Source organism: Rubrivivax albus (genome assembly GCF_004016515.1).
In the GTDB taxonomy this organism is placed as follows: Bacteria; Pseudomonadota; Gammaproteobacteria; order Burkholderiales; family Burkholderiaceae_C; genus Rubrivivax; species Rubrivivax albus.
This window is the reverse complement of the sequence record NZ_SACT01000002.1, coordinates 889,360-906,083: the sequence shown is the minus strand read 5'-3', so window position 1 is coordinate 906,083 and position 16,724 is coordinate 889,360. Positions and strand designations below refer to the sequence as shown.

19 protein-coding genes are annotated in these 16,724 nt (G+C 70.0%); 13 read left to right on the top strand and 6 right to left on the bottom strand.

Annotated features, from left to right (window positions below; translation table 11 throughout):
- Positions 1 to 9: 9 nt before the first annotated feature.
- The 5 genes from ENE75_RS10365 to ENE75_RS10345 all read left to right on the top strand — a co-directional run bounded on the left by ENE75_RS10365 (position 10) and on the right by ENE75_RS10345 (position 7,096).
- Positions 10 to 933 (top strand): M48 family metallopeptidase, encoded by a 924-nt coding sequence (locus tag ENE75_RS10365; RefSeq protein WP_128198177.1) that lies wholly within the window; start codon positions 10 to 12, stop codon positions 931 to 933.
- 267 nt (positions 934 to 1,200) lie between these two features.
- Positions 1,201 to 3,381 (top strand): carboxypeptidase-like regulatory domain-containing protein, encoded by a 2,181-nt coding sequence (locus tag ENE75_RS10360; protein ID WP_128198176.1) that lies wholly within the window; start codon positions 1,201 to 1,203, stop codon positions 3,379 to 3,381.
- A 206-nt stretch (positions 3,382 to 3,587) separates the two neighbouring features.
- Positions 3,588 to 5,279: an adenylate/guanylate cyclase domain-containing protein gene (locus ENE75_RS10355; RefSeq protein WP_158288909.1), complete on the top strand. Its 1,692-nt coding sequence runs from the start codon at positions 3,588 to 3,590 to the stop codon at positions 5,277 to 5,279.
- Positions 5,280 to 5,306: 27 nt separating this feature from the next.
- Positions 5,307 to 6,239, top strand: coding sequence for a phosphatase PAP2 family protein (locus ENE75_RS10350; protein ID WP_158288908.1), 933 nt, complete (start codon positions 5,307 to 5,309; stop codon positions 6,237 to 6,239).
- 38 nt (positions 6,240 to 6,277) lie between these two features.
- The gene (locus ENE75_RS10345; RefSeq protein ID WP_128198173.1) at positions 6,278 to 7,096 is read left to right on the top strand and encodes a hypothetical protein; all 819 of its coding nucleotides are present in this window, start codon (positions 6,278 to 6,280) and stop codon (positions 7,094 to 7,096) included.
- Between the two features lie 18 nt (positions 7,097 to 7,114).
- Here ENE75_RS10345 and ENE75_RS10340 read toward each other — a convergent pair whose 3' ends face one another.
- A complete protein-coding gene (locus ENE75_RS10340; RefSeq protein WP_128198172.1) occupies positions 7,115 to 7,747 on the bottom strand; it encodes a Crp/Fnr family transcriptional regulator in 633 nt (210 codons plus the stop codon).
- A gap of 123 nt (positions 7,748 to 7,870) precedes the next feature.
- Between ENE75_RS10340 and ENE75_RS10335 the strand changes: the two genes are divergently transcribed.
- Positions 7,871 to 8,158 (top strand): hypothetical protein, encoded by a 288-nt coding sequence (locus ENE75_RS10335; RefSeq protein WP_128198171.1) that lies wholly within the window; start codon positions 7,871 to 7,873, stop codon positions 8,156 to 8,158.
- A gap of 78 nt (positions 8,159 to 8,236) precedes the next feature.
- Here the strand turns inward: ENE75_RS10335 and ENE75_RS10330 are convergent, their stop codons facing one another.
- Together ENE75_RS10330 and ENE75_RS10325 are read right to left on the bottom strand one after the other, a co-directional pair.
- A complete protein-coding gene (locus ENE75_RS10330) occupies positions 8,237 to 8,599 on the bottom strand; it encodes a hypothetical protein (protein ID WP_128198170.1) in 363 nt (120 codons plus the stop codon).
- A 151-nt stretch (positions 8,600 to 8,750) separates the two neighbouring features.
- Positions 8,751 to 9,422, bottom strand: coding sequence for a helix-turn-helix transcriptional regulator (locus ENE75_RS10325; RefSeq protein WP_128198169.1), 672 nt, complete (start codon positions 9,420 to 9,422; stop codon positions 8,751 to 8,753).
- Positions 9,423 to 9,593: 171 nt separating this feature from the next.
- Between ENE75_RS10325 and ENE75_RS10320 the strand changes: the two genes are divergently transcribed.
- Entirely contained in the window at positions 9,594 to 10,214 is a 621-nt protein-coding gene (locus tag ENE75_RS10320; protein ID WP_128198168.1) for a histidine phosphatase family protein, read from the top strand.
- A gap of 36 nt (positions 10,215 to 10,250) precedes the next feature.
- Here ENE75_RS10320 and ENE75_RS10315 read toward each other — a convergent pair whose 3' ends face one another.
- From ENE75_RS10315 to ENE75_RS10305, 3 genes are all read right to left on the bottom strand, one after another.
- Positions 10,251 to 10,448, bottom strand: coding sequence for a YgaP family membrane protein (locus tag ENE75_RS10315; protein WP_128198167.1), 198 nt, complete (start codon positions 10,446 to 10,448; stop codon positions 10,251 to 10,253).
- Positions 10,449 to 10,594: 146 nt separating this feature from the next.
- Complete coding sequence (locus ENE75_RS10310; protein WP_128198166.1) at positions 10,595 to 11,275, bottom strand: Crp/Fnr family transcriptional regulator; 681 nt, start codon at positions 11,273 to 11,275, stop codon at positions 10,595 to 10,597.
- A complete protein-coding gene (locus ENE75_RS10305) occupies positions 11,272 to 11,508 on the bottom strand; it encodes a YkgJ family cysteine cluster protein (protein ID WP_128198165.1) in 237 nt (78 codons plus the stop codon). Before ENE75_RS10305 ends, ENE75_RS10310 begins: the two co-directional genes overlap by 4 nt.
- A 111-nt stretch (positions 11,509 to 11,619) precedes the next feature.
- Between ENE75_RS10305 and ENE75_RS10300 the strand changes: the two genes are divergently transcribed.
- From ENE75_RS10300 to ENE75_RS10275, 6 genes are read left to right on the top strand one after another with little or no spacing between them, the layout of a single operon-like run.
- Complete coding sequence (locus ENE75_RS10300) at positions 11,620 to 11,853, top strand: DUF2061 domain-containing protein (RefSeq protein WP_128198164.1); 234 nt, start codon at positions 11,620 to 11,622, stop codon at positions 11,851 to 11,853.
- A 45-nt stretch (positions 11,854 to 11,898) separates the two neighbouring features.
- Complete coding sequence (gene mnmG, locus ENE75_RS10295) at positions 11,899 to 13,869, top strand: tRNA uridine-5-carboxymethylaminomethyl(34) synthesis enzyme MnmG (RefSeq protein ID WP_128198163.1); 1,971 nt, start codon at positions 11,899 to 11,901, stop codon at positions 13,867 to 13,869.
- A complete protein-coding gene (rsmG, locus tag ENE75_RS10290; protein WP_128198162.1) occupies positions 13,850 to 14,497 on the top strand; it encodes a 16S rRNA (guanine(527)-N(7))-methyltransferase RsmG in 648 nt (215 codons plus the stop codon). The genes mnmG and rsmG overlap by 20 nt, the downstream gene beginning before the upstream one ends.
- Positions 14,498 to 14,513: 16 nt before the next feature.
- Complete coding sequence (locus tag ENE75_RS10285) at positions 14,514 to 15,125, top strand: LysE family transporter (protein ID WP_128198161.1); 612 nt, start codon at positions 14,514 to 14,516, stop codon at positions 15,123 to 15,125.
- Positions 15,125 to 15,919 carry a ParA family protein gene (locus ENE75_RS10280; protein ID WP_128198160.1) on the top strand — a complete coding sequence of 265 codons (795 nt, stop codon included), beginning with the start codon at positions 15,125 to 15,127 and terminating at the stop codon, positions 15,917 to 15,919. Before ENE75_RS10285 ends, ENE75_RS10280 begins: the two co-directional genes overlap by 1 nt.
- Positions 15,916 to 16,680 (top strand): GNAT family N-acetyltransferase, encoded by a 765-nt coding sequence (locus ENE75_RS10275; RefSeq protein WP_128198159.1) that lies wholly within the window; start codon positions 15,916 to 15,918, stop codon positions 16,678 to 16,680. The genes ENE75_RS10280 and ENE75_RS10275 overlap by 4 nt, the downstream gene beginning before the upstream one ends.
- Positions 16,681 to 16,724 lie beyond the last annotated feature (44 nt).

The window sequence follows — 16,724 nt, the reverse complement described above, 5'->3', positions numbered from 1 at the left end:
CGAGACGCCATGACCGATTTCCGCACCGACGCCCGCGTGGCCACCCCTGCACTGGCCCACACGCCCGGCTGCAGCTGCCCGCTGCACCAGCGGCGGCTGTTCACCGGCCTGATCGCCGCTGGCAGCCTGGCCCCCGGCGCCGTGCTGGCGCAGGACGGCGAGGGCGTGCGCGGCGACGTCGGCAAGACCTCGCGCTTCGCCAAGCTGGTGCCGGCCGAGCAGGTGGAGCAGGCCGCAGCGGCGCAGTACAGCCAGATGCAGCGCGAGGCGGCGCAGCAGCGCGCGCTGGCCCCGGCCGACCACCCGCAGGTGGTGCGCCTGCGCGCCATCGCACAGCGGCTGATCCCGTACACCCTGCCGTGGAACCCGCGTGCGCGCGGCTGGAAGTGGGAGGTCAACCTCATCGGCAGCAAGCAGCTCAACGCCTTCTGCATGCCGGGCGGCAAGATCGCCTTCTATTACGGCATCCTGCAGCAGCTTCAGCTCACGGACGCCGAGGTGGCCACCATCATGGGCCACGAGATGGCGCATGCGCTGCGCGAGCACGCGCGCGAGCGCATGGGCAAGACCGCGGCCACGCGCATCGGCGCCAACCTGCTGAGTTCGCTGTTCGGCCTGGGCAGCGCCGGCGACGCGCTGCTGGGCATGGGCGCGCAGCTGCTGACGCTGCGCTTCAGCCGCGAGGACGAGTCCGAGGCCGACATCGTCGGCATGGAGCTGGCCGCCCGCGCCGGCTACGACCCGGCTGCTGGCGTCACGCTGTGGCAGAAGATGCTGGAGGCCAGCAAGGGCGCGCCGCCGGAGTTCATGTCCACCCACCCGCCGGGCGAGAAGCGCATCCGCGAGATCGAGGGCAAGCTGCCCAAGGTGGAAGGCCTGTACGCGAGGGCCGACAAGCCGCCCCGCAACTACGGGCCGCCGAAGAAGGGCTGAGGCTGGACTGAAAACAGTCCCTGCGGACTGTTTTCAGCCTGCCGAAGCGGCTGAGCTCTGCGAAGCCGTGGGAGGATCTGGACTGAACACGGTCCCTGCGGACTGTTTCAGCCTGCCGAAGCGGCCGAGCTCTGCGAAGCCGCGGGCGGGTCTCTCCCCCCGGTTGACGACGCCGCGGCCGCCCGTCGTCCCGACGGTGGATGGCAGGTGGAGCACCGGCGCGCATGGTGTCGCTCCGCGGCAAACGTGCCGCGTCAGGAGAACACCATGCCGATTTCGCGCCATCACCGCACGCCCCTTGCCCTGTCGCTGATCGCCGCCGCCACGTTGGCGGCCTGCGGCGGCAGCGGCAAGGACACCCCGCCGCCGCCGGCGGCCACCCTGCTGCAGGGCACGGCCGCGATCGGCGCGCCGATGGCCGGCGCCAGCATCACCGTCGTCGACAGCGACCCCGCCACCGCGGACCCCGCCGCCGTGACGGCCGATGCCGACGGCCGCTTCAGCATTGACGTCTCCGGCCTGGTCGCCCCGCTGCTGCTGCGCGCCAGTGGCACGGTGGACGGTGAACCGGTGCAGCACAGCGCCGTCGTGCCCAGCGTCACGGCGAACCAGACCGGCACCGCCAACGTCACGCCGCTGACCACGGCCATCGCCGCGCTGGCGGCGCCGGGCGCCGACCCGGCGGCGCTGGCCGACCCGGCCACGCTGGCCGGCGCCGCCGAAGCCGCCACGGCCGCCACCACGATGCTGCTGGCCACGCTGGCCACCGACAGCGGCACCGCCGCGCTGCTGCCGGCCGGCTTCGACCCGCTGAGCACCGCCTTCGCCGCCGACGGCACGGGCGCCGACGCACTGCTGCACCGCATTGCCGTGGCCGTGGGCGACGGCGGCGTGACGCTGCGCAACCTGGCCGCGGCGGCCGGTGATGGCGGCGCAGCGCCGCCCGTGGTGCTGACCGCCGACACCACCGAGGCGCCCACGCTGCCGGCCTCCGTGCCCGCCGACAACCTGCCCAGCGCCGCCGACCTGGCCACCCTGGGCGCACGCTGGGAAACCTGCCTGGCGCTGCCGGTGGCCGAACGCGTGACGCTGGACGCCGAGGGCCAGGTGACGGCCGTGGCCGAGACCTGCCGCATCACGGTGGCCGACTGGCGATCCCAGGGCCGCAGCTACGCGGCCGACGTGGGCCAGAACGTCCTGGCCGAGGGCCTGCTGACCGGTGCCCGCGTGGGGGCCGGCAGCGTGGTGCTGGCGCTGCCGCCGCTGGCCATCACCGACCCGAAGGTGTTCAAGCACCCCTACTGCAACGACAGCCCCTGCGTGATCGCGCGCTGGCCGATGGTGACTGCCAGTGGCCAGCCCACGAGCAGCGAGTGGGTACTGGGCAAGGTGGACGGCCAGTGGGCCTTCGTCGGCAACCAGCGGCCATACAACGCCTACGTGCAGACGCGGCTGAAGCGCAAGCTCAACGTCAACCGTGCCGGGGCCGAAGCGCCGGACGCGTCGTACTTCCTGCAGGACCGCTACGAGACCGTGCTGCGCCTGATCTTCGACCTGAGCACGGGCGACACCAGCGACGTGCGCGCCGTGCGCTGGACCGGCCCGGGCCTGCCGGCCGCTGGCGTGACGATGTTCCGTTCGCAGCGCTGCGGCACCGACGACCGCATGGCCATGGGCTACCAGAACGGCAGCACGCGCGTGATCGGCGGGCCGGACGACGGCCTGCGGCAGTGGTGGACGACCGGCTCGGCGTCGGAATTCGTGCTCGGCGCCGCGCGGCTGGACGGCACGGCGCTGGCGCTGCCGGTGCCGCAGGCCGACGCCACCGCGGTGCGCAACCAGGACTTCTCGCCGACCGCCTTCGGCGACCTGACCACCACAGTGCCGGACTGGGCGCAGTACCAACTCGAGATCTTCCGCTACAGCAGCGCCAGCGACGAGCCCGACGAGGTGCTGCTGCTGCGCACCGGCCCCGGCGCGGAGAACCCGTCGGCCGGCGTGCAGGCAGTCTGGCCGGACCTCGACCCCACGATCGCCGAAGCGATGCTGAAGCCGGGTGCGCCCGAGGTGATGGACACCGACAGCGTGCTGCGCTGGACGATCCCCGCGGGTCACTACGTGAGCAGCGGCTACCTCTTCGGCCAGGACTTCGCGACGCTGAGCAATGGCCAGGACGCCGCCGCGTCGTACAGCCTGCGCGGCCGCGTGGACTACGAACCGGCGGCCTATGGCGACACCAGCGCCCCGGCCTGGCGCCTGGCCAGCCCGGTGGCGGGCACGGCGCTGTCGCCCAACACCGAAAACAGCGGCAGCAACCCCAACCCGCGCTGCGACGTGGCCAAGGTGCCGGCGCTGACGGAGCGCACCAGCGACTACCGGGAGATCGGGCTGATGGTGCGGGCGGGGGATCGAAAGGTGCGGCAGGGGGTTTGGTTCTGGGACAACTGAGCGTGGCCGAACGACCAAATGCCACAAGCACCCCCGCCGCCGGCTCGACTTGTTGGACGGAGCACAAGCCATGAGAATCGATCCAGTTCATGGGTCGAACTTCATCGGTGGCCATGCCAACGTTGCCCACAACAGTGCGAGAGGCTCCGGGGGTACGCACCCGCCGGGCCATCGTCGTCGTGGATCTCGTGGAGTCGGTACGACTGATGCACGAGGACGAGGACGGCGTGGTTTCGCGCTGGATCGCCTTCACGTCGGAACTGCGCGCGGGGGCGATGACCCGCCATGGGGGGCGCATCGTGAAGAGCTTGGGCGATGGGGTGCTGATCACCTTCCCGGGCGCTGCCGAAGCCACGCGGGCCGCCGGGCAACTGCATCGCATGATCGGCCGCTTCAACCGCGGTGCCGACTCCGACAGCAGGCTCGAACTGCGGATTGGCATCCATATCGCGGAAATCTTGGAGACCGAGTTCGACATCTATGGCGCCGGCGTCAACCTGGCCGCCCGAGTCGCCACTCTGGCACGGCCGCGGCAGACGGTGGTGACCGCCGACATTCACGACGAACTCTTGCCTGGACTCGACCTGCCGACGGAAGACATGGGCGAGTGCTTCCTCAAGCATCTGTCCGAGCCGGTCCGGGCCTATCGGTTGTTGCACCGCCACCCCAGTGCCCGGCCGGGCCGGCCCGGGCCCTCGGAGGGCATCCGGCCCTGCGTCGCCGTCTGTCCGTTCGACGGAGACGCCGGACATGCCGAGGCGAGCTTGCTGGGCGGAGTGCTGGCCCACGAACTGGTGATGGACCTGGCCAACGAACCGGCGGTGCGGGTGATTGCGCCACTGTCGACGATGCGCGCAGCTGGCCGGGCCCGCGATCTGGCCAGCACTCGGATCGCCACCCACCTGGTGCGGGGAAAGGTGATGAGGCATGGGGGCCAGGGCTACGTGGTCACGGTCGAGGTCGTGGATGCACGGTCCGCTGAGGTGGTCTGGCAGCGAACGCAGGCGACCACCGCGACCGCAGCGCTGCATGGTCCCACACGCCCCAGTGGCGAGTGGGCACGCGAAATCGCTGCCTCGATCTGCTTCGTTCAACCCAGCGCACTCCGGGCGGCGCCGGTCCTGCCTCAGATGCCGTCCTACGCCCTGCTGCTGGTCGCCATCGTCCAGATGCACCGCCTTTCGCGGCCGATGTTCGATCAGGCGTGTTCGGCACTCGATCACCTCATCGACCGCCACCCTTCCGCAGCCGAATTGCGCGCATGGCGCGCCAAATGCTTCATGCTGCAGATCCTGCAGAACTGGACCGATTCGCCAGAGCGCAGTGCTGAACGTGCGTACGACCAGATTCGCCGGGCCGTCGACATCGAGCCGACACATGCAATGGCCAGCGCTCTGAAATCACACCTGCAGCTGCTAATGGGGGAGGACCCGGGCGTCGTCGCCAGTGATCTGCGAGCAGTGACCAGCCGACAGCCCAACGAGCCCTTGGGCTGGTTGTTCCTGGGCAACGCGTTGAGTGGCTTGGAGGGACACGAAGCCGAATCCGCCACGGCGTGTGAACAGGCGCTCGCCCTGTCACCACTTGACCCACTGCGCTACTTCTTCGACACATTCGCCGCCGCGGCGTTCGGCGCCCTGGGCCGTCACGAGCTCGCGTTTCGGCACGCCCAGCGGTCGGTGCGGGACAACGCGTCCCACTTAGCAGGTTTGCTGCAATTGATCATCGCAGCCGGCCGGGCTGGCAGGCCGGGCACCGCGCGGCGCGCGGCGCGGCGCTACCTTCATTTTCGCCCCCGCGCCACGGTGTCGCGCTACCGCGAATTGAATGCACAGCTGCCGGACGCATGCCTCGACGCTGAAGCGGCAGCGCTGCTGGCCGCCGGGATCCCCGCCTGATGACCATCAACCGAGGAGGAAGTGACCGTGGACCAAGTTTTCTTGGATTGTGGAGGCGTGGAAATCAAGACGCCGCGCCGGCCACCCTACCGGCCCCCGCTGCGCCGCTTGCTGCTGGAGATCGAAACCCGTTCGGAGTGCCGGTCACGGTACACCGAACCCTCTCCCGGATCCATCGGCCAAACGCAACGCGCTGCCTGCTTGGTCCTCCCTGCCGCCGTCCAGGCGGACCTGGAACGGTTCAACGCGCATCACCCGGAGATCAACGTCCTGCTGGCAAGTCAGGATCTCATCCGAAACATGGACGTCGGCCCGCAAGGCGAAGTGTCGATGCCGGCCCCTGCTGGCGGGCGCGTCGTGGTCACGCCCCCCGATCTGAGCGACCCCAACAAGATCGACGAGGCCATCGCCCACATGTGGGACAACGTCTACGTGCCAAACCCGTCCGATCAGTTGCGCGACGAGATTCAGCTCCAGGCGGTCGACCTTGAGCTCTGGATGGTGGCAGCCCTGACGGAGATGTCGACCCAGGACCATTCGCATACCCTGGACCTGCTGGATGCACTGTCGATGGCGCTAGGTTGGCCCATCTTCTTGACCAAGTACCAGCTCAACGTGCGTCGCCCCGACACACGACTGCCCGCCGGGGTCGAGCCTTGGCTCACCACTCCACCGCATGCCAGCTTTCCCAGCGGCCATGCCTGCATTGCTCAGGCCGTCGCGGTCGTGCTGGCAGACCTGACTGGATACCGAGGCTCGCTCCTGCAGGAACAGGCGACACGCATCGCTCGGAACCGCGAGGTCGCCGGGGTGCATACAGCCTTGGACAGCGACTTTGGCGGCCGTCTGGGCACACTGCTGGGGCAGTACGCGATCGACGCCGCAGTGCGCGACGCCGAGCGGAACCCCAGATGGGCCATGCTGTATGCGAGGGCTGCCGCAGAGTGGGTCGAGCCATGAATAATGACGCAAGGCGATACACATGGCGCAAGCGGGTCATGGGTTCGCTGGTGTCGGGCGCCTTCCTGCTCGGGATCGCACTGCCCGCCCTGGCCCTGGACTTGTCCCGATCCGGTGGCGACGGGTTGCGCTTGCAAGCGCTCAATCTCACCCCCCGCGCGTCCGTCCCAGGCGCGGAGGTGGAAAAGGCGGCGGCGGGCACGACGCCTTTCACGCTTTCCGGTGAAGTCGGATTGACCGCGTCGCGTATGCGCGTCGGCACGACGGTGCGGACGACACCTGTCGTCCTCGATGTGGCTATCCCCGATGGTGACGACTCGATGTGGCGGTTCGGGGCCGGAACGGATGGGTGGACTCGGGTCTCCGACGGGGAAGGCGCTTCGGGCTTGGGTGACCTTCAACTGTCGGTCACGCGGACCGTTACATTCGGCCGGGAGATCGAGTCCTATGCATCGGTCTTTGCCGTGGTTCCTGGATCCAGCACGGTGGGAAGCCCCGGCTCCGGGTGGGGAGTCGCCGCCGGGGTGGCCTCGCCACTTTCGAGCGGGCGCCACTGGCTGCTGGCAGACGTCTCGTGGAGTCAGCTCCGGCTTGACCCGTCAGTGGCAGCACGCACGGGCGTCGGTCTCGCCGAAGTCGGGCTGAAGTTGAACCTCTGGTCGGATCACATCACGGCCTTCACCTTGGGGGCGGAGCGCGGAGGCGGCGTCTCCACCCGCCTGGTCCGCGCCACCCATGTTGTGCCAGTGCCGCTTTCTCCTGCCGTGCGGCCAGACCTGGGGTTCACTTGGGCCGGCAGCCACCAAAACGGCCATCTTGACAGCGCCTTCGCGGTGGACTTTCGCCTCGCCTTTTGAGCCCGCCCGGGCATCGGTCTACCAGCGTACGGGCAACGCCCCCAACAGGCGGAGGCCCGTACCGCTGCGAGTTATATAGCCCGCGCGTTCAAGGTCGTTCAGCAAGCGCGTGATCATGGCGCGGGTGCAACCGATCTGCTGCGACAGCTTCAAGTGAGTCGCCGGCCTGCGAATCATGCGCCAACCTTCCGCTGTTGGTTCAGCCTGACTCTCGAGGAGCGCCCGCAGTCGTCCATAACAATCATTCAGCGCCATCTGCCGCGCCGAAACCGTCGCCGCCCGCGCCCGCGCGATCACCTTGCCTAGCAGCTCGAGGGCAAACGTCGGCTGCTCTGCAATGAAGTCCAGCAGTGTCACTCGCGACACGAGCGCGCACTCACTGCGCTGCTCGGCCTCGACGCTTGCCGAACGCACGCCGCCATCCAGGCTCATCTCGCCCACGTACTCCCCTGGGCCGTAGGTGCCGTACGTGATCTCGCGGTCCTTGACCGCGTCTACCGAGAACGCGCGCAAGCGGCCACTCAGGATGATGTAGATCGCATCGCCGGGCTCGCCTTCGGCGATCAGCAGCCGGCCCTTGCGATAGGTGTAGCGCACGCCGCGTGCAGCCAGTTCGCAGAGCAGCGGGCTGGCACCAGGTAGCTCGATCATCGCCGTCCTCCCTGCTGATGATTCGCCGCTTCATCGTAGCGGCAAGTCGGTCGACCTGTGGATGTGGTGTGCGGCCTGCAGCGCGAAGCTCCTTGTCGTCTTCACCGCTACAGGAGCACCCCCATGTCCACGCGCTTCACGTCCTCATCCGCCATGCCTGGACGTTCGCCAGCCGCACGCGCCATCGGCGCCGCCAGTGCGCTGGCGGCCAGCGGCCTCACGCTGGGCCTGATGCTGGTGATGTTCCACCAGGCCGGTCCGTTCCGCTGGTTTCCGGCGGATGCCGAGGTCCTGGCCGCCGAGGCCCAGTGCCGCGCCACCAGCGGGCGCGCCGCCGACTATCGCTGCATCGATGCCGTGCTGGCCCAACGCGCCTCGGCGGTGCGGCTGGCACAGTCCGATGGTCGCTGAGCGCGACCAGGTCGCGCACGGAAAGGCAAGGGGCCCGCAGTGATGCGGGCCCTCTCGTTTTGGCGCGGGGTCGGCGGCCTACGCGCTCTCGGCGGGCAGGGTCAGCTGGACACGTCCGATCCTGCCCTGCCCGTTGAGCTCGAAGCCCAGGCGGATCCGGCCGTCTCTCGACACGAACCGCCCGGGACCCTCGGCCTTGAGCTGCTGGCGCAGGTGACGGCCATAGCGGATCTGCACCGTGTCCGGCCCGGCGAACGACACGATCATCGTCCGGCCATTGGACATCTCGAACCGGTTGTCGGCGTCCAGCTGATCCAGCATCAAGGCATGGGCACCGGCGCGTGGTGCGGTCACATACACCTGCGGCACGGACTGTGCCACGCTCGGCGTCAGCGTGGCACAGAGAAGGGCGGCAACGAGGAGAGGGCGGATGGGCGTCATGAATGGCTCCTGCGGTGGGTGAGGCACGCCGCTCCGCGCGGCGTGCCTTCATTGGGCCGGGGGCAATCGCAGGCCGCGTCCTCCCACCGGTGGAACGCAACAGCAGCGCTCCATCAGCGAGATGACAGCGGGCATGCGTGACAGCGCCGCATCAGTGCCGCAGTGCGCCGACGATCGGCGGCAGCGCCGCCACCATGCGCAGCAGCTCGCGGATGCTGGCCGCGCCTGTCTTGCCACGAATGGCGCCGATCTGCGTCCGCACGGTAGACAGCGCCACACCGTGCGTGCGCGCGATCTGCGCCGGGGCCTCGCCGCGCCCCAGCGCGGCGAGGACGCGCGCCTCGGCGTCCGAGAGGGCATGCGCCCGCGCAAAGCCTTGCAGGGAGAGGTCTTCGCACAGGTGCGAACGGCCCAGCATCAGTGCGGCCACACCAAGCTGCACGGGCACGACCGCAGCGCTGCGGCGCGCATCGGCGCGGCCGATGTGGATCAGGCGTCGCAGGCCGCGCTCGGCCGCGTCGCGCAGTGCCCTGGCGACGGCCAGGGCGTCCTCGCCATGCGGCGCGGCGATGCGCCCGTCCCGCAGCGTCAGCACCGTGCCATCGGCCAGGCACTCTTGTGCACGGTGGTTCAGGTGCAGGGCCCGCGCATCGGGGTCGACCAGCGCGAGGCCCACATCGACCTCGTCCAGTGCGGCCGCCAGCAGCGGTCCGATCGCCAGGGGCGCGAATCGGGTCGGGCCGTACGGCGTGGGTACGGGAACGTCCTTGGGAGTCGCGACTGGCAGGGTGGCAGCGGACCGGGTGAGCGTTGTCGTGTTCATTCATCCTCCTGGGCTCGCCTTGCGGCGCCGGCAACCGGCTTGAAACCGGTCTTCACCGTGGTTCCCAGCGTAGGCAGCAGGGGGGATGGCAGGGCGTGCGCCACTGACCACAGAACATGTGCGCGATTTACATCGTGTCGCGCGAATGCAGCCCGATACTCGGCATCTGCCATGCCCACCGCCCCCACCGAACTCCTGCTCATCCGCCACGGCGAGACCGACCACAACCGCCAGGGTCGATTCCAGGGTCAGGTGGACGTGCCGCTGAACGCCACCGGCCTGGCGCAGGCCGAGCGTCTGGCGCAGCGGCTGCGACACGAGCCGCTGGACGTGCTGGTCAGCAGCGATCTCTCACGCGCGCGCGGCACGGCCGAGCCGCTGCGGGCGCTGCGGGGCGGGTTCGACCTGGCCACGGACGCGGCATGGCGCGAGCAGGCCTTCGGCGTGCTGGAAGGGCTGGTGGTGGCCGAGGCGCGGCTGTCGCACCCCGAGGCCTTCGCGGCATGGTGGGCGCACACGCCCGACAGCGCGCCACCGGGCGGAGAAAGCCCGGCGGCCTTTCACGCACGCGTGGTGGCGGCCCTAGAGGCGCTCGCGCACGCACATGCCGGCGCGCGCGTGGCCGTGTTCACGCACGGCGGCGTGCTCGACATGGTGTGGCGCACCGTGCACGGCCTGCCGTTGGCAGGGCCGCGCGAATGCGTGATCCCGAACACCGGGATCAACCGACTGCGCTGGGTGGACGGCCGGCTGGAACTGGTGCAGTGGGCCGACGCGGCCCATCTGGACTGATGCTGTTGCAGCCCGCGGGGTGGGCCGCGGACCCGCTCAGGTCCGCTTCATCGGGCAGGTGCTGAAGCCCAGCACCGTGTAGAGCGGGCAGGTGGACAGCAGGCCGGTCAGCACCGGCACCACGCCGATCCAGCCCCAGGCGCCGATCGTGCCCGTGAGCGTGAGGCCGATCAGGGCCAGGCCGACGATGATGCGCAGCACGCGGTCGATGCCGCCAACGTTGGTCTTGAACATGTGGAACTCCTGGGGGGTGGTTGAACGACGACGCCAGTGTCCCGCCGGCGGGTCCCGACGTCGGTGACCACGGTCACACAGCGTTCGCGCCGTCTGCAGGCCGCGACGCCGGGGCCTTCGAGCGCCGACGGCGCGGGCGTTGAGCCCTACGCGTCCGCCTGCCCAGCCGCCACCGCGCGCAGCCCCGCCGCATCGCGCAGCTGGATGCGCTCGCGCCCCAGCGCCACCCAGCCGCGCTGCTCGAAGCGCTTGAGCAGGCGCGTGATGATCTCGCGCGCCGTGCCCAGCTCGTCGGCCAGCGCCTGGTGGGTCAGCCGCAGCGTGGTGCCGTGGCCCAGCAGCGCAGCGGCCAGCCGCTGGTCCAGCCGCTGGAAGGCGACGGCTTCGGCCAGCGCCATCAGGTCGGCCAGGCGGTCGGCAAAGATGCCGAACACGTAGCGCCGGAAGGGCTCGTGCGCGGCCCAGCGCTCGAAGCCGGCAGGGCTGAGCAGCACCAGTTCGGTGGGCTCCACGGTGTCGCCATGCGCCGTCAGCGCCTGCTGGCCGAACAGGCAGGAGGTGGACACCACGCACAGCTCGCCCGGCGTCACCCGGTACAGCTCCAGCGAGCGCCCGTTGGCCGCGCCGCGCGCCACGCGCACCGCCCCACGCAGCACCAGCGGGAAGCCCTGACAGGGCGCGCCTTCGTCAAACAGCCGTGCGCCAGCCGGCACCTGTGCTTGCCGGGCCTGGGTGGCCAGCACGGCATCACGCTCGGCCGGCGGGATCTGCGCCAGCGCCGGGTACAGCGGCTGCAATGCGGCGGCCAGTTCCGTGGGGGACGTCATGGCGTGGTCAGGCGCTCCAGATCGGTCAGCCAGCGCAGGGCGTGGGCGGTGTCGGGGCCGCACATGGTGGGCGAGGGCTGCAGCGATGCGCACACGGCCGGCCGCTCCGGGCGGCCGAACAGCCGGCAGCGCCGCGCGGCATCCAGGTGCGCACAGGGCACGCCAGCCGGCTTGCCCAGCGACGAGATCGACGGTGCGATGCAACAGGCCCCACAGCCCGGGCGGCAGTCCATGGTGTGATTATCGGTGTTGCGAATGACTATCACTGCACTTGCGACGATTGATGATGTATATGCTTTCTGTCGGCCATCATCGTGGTCACGGATCAATCAGGAGTGCTTCTCATGGCGAAGTCGGCCACCTTTGGCGTCATGCACCTGGGCATTGCGTTCGGTGTCAGCTATGCGCTGACGGGCAGCATCACCATCGCCGGCGCCATCACGCTCGTCGAACCTCTGGTGAACACCGTGGCGCACTACTTCTTCGACCGCTGGTGGGGCCACCCGGCGCTGACCGCACGGCTGAAGGCCATCCAGGCACGCTGGGCTCGGCGTGCACCGGAAGCGGCCCCCGCCTAAAATCGCGGGTTTGCCCGCGCCGTGCGGGCCAGGGGCAGAGCACCCATGCTGCATCCGCAGGAATTCGACGTCATCGTGGTCGGTGGCGGCCATGCCGGCACCGAAGCCGCGCTGGCCGCGGCCCGCATGGGCTGCGCCACGCTGCTGCTGACGCACAACATCGAGACGCTGGGGCAGATGAGCTGCAACCCCAGCATCGGCGGCATCGGCAAGGGCCACCTGGTCAAGGAGGTGGATGCGCTGGGCGGCGCGATGGCCGAGGCCACGGACGAAGCCGGGATCCAGTTCCGCATCCTCAACGGCAGCAAGGGCCCTGCCGTGCGCGCCACCCGCGCGCAGGCCGACCGCATCCTCTACAAGGCCGCCATTCGCCGCCGGCTGGAGAACCAGCCCAACCTGTGGCTGTTCCAGCAGGCGGTGGACGACCTGATGCTGGACGGCGACCGGGTGGCCGGCGCCATCACGCAGACCGGCATCCGCTTCCGCGGCCGCACCGTAGTGCTGACGGCCGGCACCTTCCTGGATGGCCGCATCCACGTCGGCCTGCAGAACCATGCTGCCGGCCGCGCCGGCGACCCCCCGGCCGTCAGCCTGTCGGCGCGCCTCAAGGAACTGAAGCTGCCGCAGGGCCGGCTGAAGACCGGCACGCCGCCGCGGATCGACGGGCGCAGCATCGACTTCACGAAGTGCCAGGAACAGCCCGGCGACCTGGATCCGGTGCCGGTGTTCAGCTTCCTCGGCCATGCCAGCCAGCACCCGCGCCAGGTGCCGTGCTGGATCACCCACACCAACGCCCGCACGCACGAGATCATCCGCAGCGGCTTCGACCGCAGCCCGATGTTCACCGGCGTGATCGAAGGCGTCGGGCCGCGCTACTGCCCGAGCATCGAGGACAAGGTCAACCGCTTCGCCGGCAAGGACAGCCACCAGATCTTTCTCGAGCCCGAAGGCTTGACCACGCACGAGTTCTATCCGAACGGCATCTCCACCTCGCTGCCCTTCGACGTGCAGATCGCGGCCGTGCAGTCGATCCCCGGGCTGGAGCAGGCGCACATCCTGCGCCCCGGCTACGCCATCGAGTACGACTACTTCGACCCCCGCGCGCTGAAGCCCAGCTTCGAGACACAGCAGATCGGCGGCCTGTTCTTCGCCGGCCAGATCAACGGCACCACCGGCTACGAGGAGGCGGCGGCGCAAGGCCTGTTCGCCGGCCTGAACGCGGCGCTGCAGGCCCAGGGCCGCGAGCCCTGGCTGCCTCGGCGCGACCAGGCCTACCTGGGCGTGCTGGTGGACGACCTGATCACCAAGGGCGTGACCGAGCCCTACCGCATGTTCACCAGCCGCGCCGAATACCGGCTGCAGCTGCGCGAGGACAACGCCGATCTGCGCCTGACCGAAGCCGGCCGCCAGCTGGGCTTGGTGGATGATCGCCGCTGGGCCGCCTTCGAGCGCAAGCGCGAGGCCATCGAGCGGGAGCTTCAGCGGCTGCGTGCCACCTGGGTGCGCCCGGCCACGGTGCCGGACGACGTGGCCGAGCGGGTGCTGGGCAAGGCGCTGGAGCACGAGTACCGGCTGGCCGACCTGCTGCGCCGGCCCGGTGTGGGCTGGGACGCAGTGGCCGGTCTGGCCGGCGGTGTTTCACGTGAAACACTGGCTGCGGAGCTGGGCGAGGGCGCATTGGCCGACGCCGTGATCGAGCAGGCCGAGATCGGCATCAAGTACGCCGGCTACATCGCGCGCCAGAACGAGGAGGTGGAACGCGCCGCCCACTACGAGCAGCTGAAGCTGCCGGCGGAGCTGGACTACGCCCAGGTGCAGGCGCTGTCGATCGAGGTGCGGCAGAAGCTCGCCGCCCACCGGCCTGCAACCCTGGGGCAGGCCTCGCGCATTTCCGGGGTGACGCCCGCCGCGATCTCGCTGCTGCTCATCCACCTGAAGAAGCGCCGCTTCCCTGGTTTCGTGCGTGACCCCGCTGGCGCCACGGCCGCCAACACCGATGCCGACGCCGCCGCCTGAGCGCAGCGCCGCGGAACGGCAGGCCCTGCTGGACCGCTACCTGGACCTGCTGGCCCGCTGGAACAAGGTCTACAACCTCACCGCGGTGCGCGACCTGGCTCAGATGCGCACCCACCATCTGGCGGACAGCGAAAGCATCGTCGCACCCCTGGAACGCCACGCCGCAGGGCAACCGCTGAAGATCCTCGACGTGGGCAGCGGCGGCGGGCTGCCGGGCGTGGTGCTGGCCATCCACCACGCCGACTGGGATGTGACCTGTGTGGACACCGTGGCCAAGAAGGCCGGCTTCATCCGCCAGGTGGCCCTTGAACTGGGTCTGCAGAACCTTCGCGCCGAACACGCGCGGGTGGAGCAGCTGCCGTCAGCCCAGGCCGATGTCGTGACCTCGCGCGCTTTCGCCAGCCTGCCGGACTTCTGCGCATGGACGCATCACCATCTGGCGCCCACGGGCGTCTGGCTGGCGATGAAGGGCAAGCAGCCCGCCGACGAGATCGCGGCTCTGCCCTCCGGTGTGTCGGTGTTTCACGTGGAACATCTGCAGGTGCCTGGCCTCGACGCCGAGCGATGCGCCATCTGGCTGCGCTCAGACCCTCCCGACAAGGCCGTCATCGCGTCACAATCGACGTGACTTCGGGAGCCCCTTCATGCTCGGCATTGCCGACTACGGCGCCTTCTGCGCCGCCATCCTCGTCTTCCTGGCGCTGCCAGGCCCAGGCACGTTCGCACTGCTGACCTCCACCGCCAAGGGCGGCTTCCGTGCCGGCGCCGCAGCCACCGCCGGCCTGATCCTGGGCGACCAGATCCTGCTCTGGCTGGCCGTGGCCGGGGTCGCGGCCCTGCTGGCGGCCAACCCCGCGGTGTTCCATGCGGTGCAATACGCCGGCGCGGCCTACCTGGCCTGGATCGGCCTGAAGCTGCTTTTCGCAAGGCCCGGCAGCGCCAGCCCCATCCGCATCGAGCCCCGGCACTACCTGCGCCAGGCCCTGCTGATCACCGTGCTCAACCCCAAGGCCATCGTCTTCTACATGGCCTTCTTCCCGCTGTTCATCGACCCGGCCACGCACCGCGGCGGCGTCACCTTTGCCGCGATGGCGGCCACCATCGCCGTCATCACGGCCGCGTACTGCCTGTTGCTCTGCGCCTTCGCCAATGCGGTGAGCGCTCAAGTCAAGGCACACCAGCGCCTGGCCCAGGCCCTGCAGAAGCTGGCCGGCATCTTCCTCGTCGGCTTCGGCATCCGGCTGGGGACGTCCTGATGGCCGCCCGAATCTTCTGCATCGCCAACCAGAAAGGCGGGGTCGGCAAGACCACGACCACGGTCAACCTCGCCGCCGGGCTGGCGCAGATCGGCCGCAAGGTCCTGGTGGTCGACCTCGACCCGCAGGGCAACGCCACCATGGGCTCGGGCGTCGACAAGCGGGCGCTGGAAACCAGCGTCTACGACGTGCTGCTGGAATCGGCCACGCTGGCCGAAGCCATGCGGCCCAGCCCGCAGGGCGGCTACGACGTGCTCGGCGCCAACCGCGAACTCGCCGGCGCCGAGGTGGAGCTGGTGGAGCTGGAGCGCCGCGAACGCCGGCTGCGCGGCGCGCTGGCCGACGCACCCTACGACTTCGTGCTCGTCGACTGCCCGCCATCGCTGAGCCTGCTCACGCTCAACGGGCTGTGTGCCGCCCACGGCGTCATCGTGCCGATGCAGTGCGAATATTTCGCGCTGGAGGGCCTGTCGGACCTGGTCAACACCATCAAGCAGGTGCACGCCAACCTCAACCGTGATCTGGAGATCATCGGCCTGCTGCGGGTGATGTTCGACCCCCGCATCACGCTGCAGCAGCAGGTCAGCGAACAGCTCAAGGCGCACTTTGGCGACAAGGTGTTCGAGACCGTGATCCCGCGCAACGTGCGCCTGGCCGAGGCCCCGAGCTACGGGCTGCCGGGTGTGGTGTTCGACCCGGCGTCCAAGGGCGCCCAGGCCTTCGTCGATTTCGCGCGCGAGATGGCGGCCCGGCTGGGCCGCCCTGCGCCCCAGCCGGAGACGTCACCGCCATGACCGACGACCCGCTCCTGTCCCGCATCGAGGATGCCGGCCTGAACGCCAGCGCCCCGCCCGAGCAGCGCTGGCTGGACGGTTGGCTGCTGCGCTTCAACCCAGGCAAGGCCAAACGCGCGCGCTGCATCAACGCGGTGGCCGACGGGCGCCTGCCGCTGGACGAGCGCCTTTCGCTGGCCGAAGCCGCCTACGCCGAACATGGCCTGCCGTTGCACCTGCGCATCACGCCCTTCACCCGGCCCGCAGACCTGGACGACCTGCTGGCCGCCCGCGGTTGGCGCCGCTTCGACGACACCCGCGTGATGCTGCGGCGCGACCTGCCGCCACCCGACCCCTCGCGCCGCAACCTCAAGCCCCAGGCCGTGCCGCTGGACGAGTTCGCCGACCTGATCGGCGCGATGCGCGGCTCCCCGGCGGCCCAGCGCGACGCGCATGCCAGCCGCCTGCTGAGTTCGCCCGTGCCCTACCAGGCCTTTGCAGTGCGCGACGGCGAGGTCATCGTCGCCTGTGGCCAGTTCGCTCGCGAAGGGGACCTCGTCGGCCTGTACGACGTGTTCACCGCCATCCCGTCACGCGGCCAGGGCATCGGGCGCGAACTGTGCGCCTGGATGCTGGACCGCGCGGTGGAGCAGGGCGCGCGCCACGCCTACCTGCAGGTGGACGCCGACAACGCGGAAGCGCGTGCGCTGTACCACCGGCTGGGCTTTGCCGACGTCTACGCCTACCACTACCGCACCAACGCCCCGATCGAGGGGGACTGAGCCCGGCGCGCCGGCACTTGGCCAAGCAGCCTGCCGAGCACCCG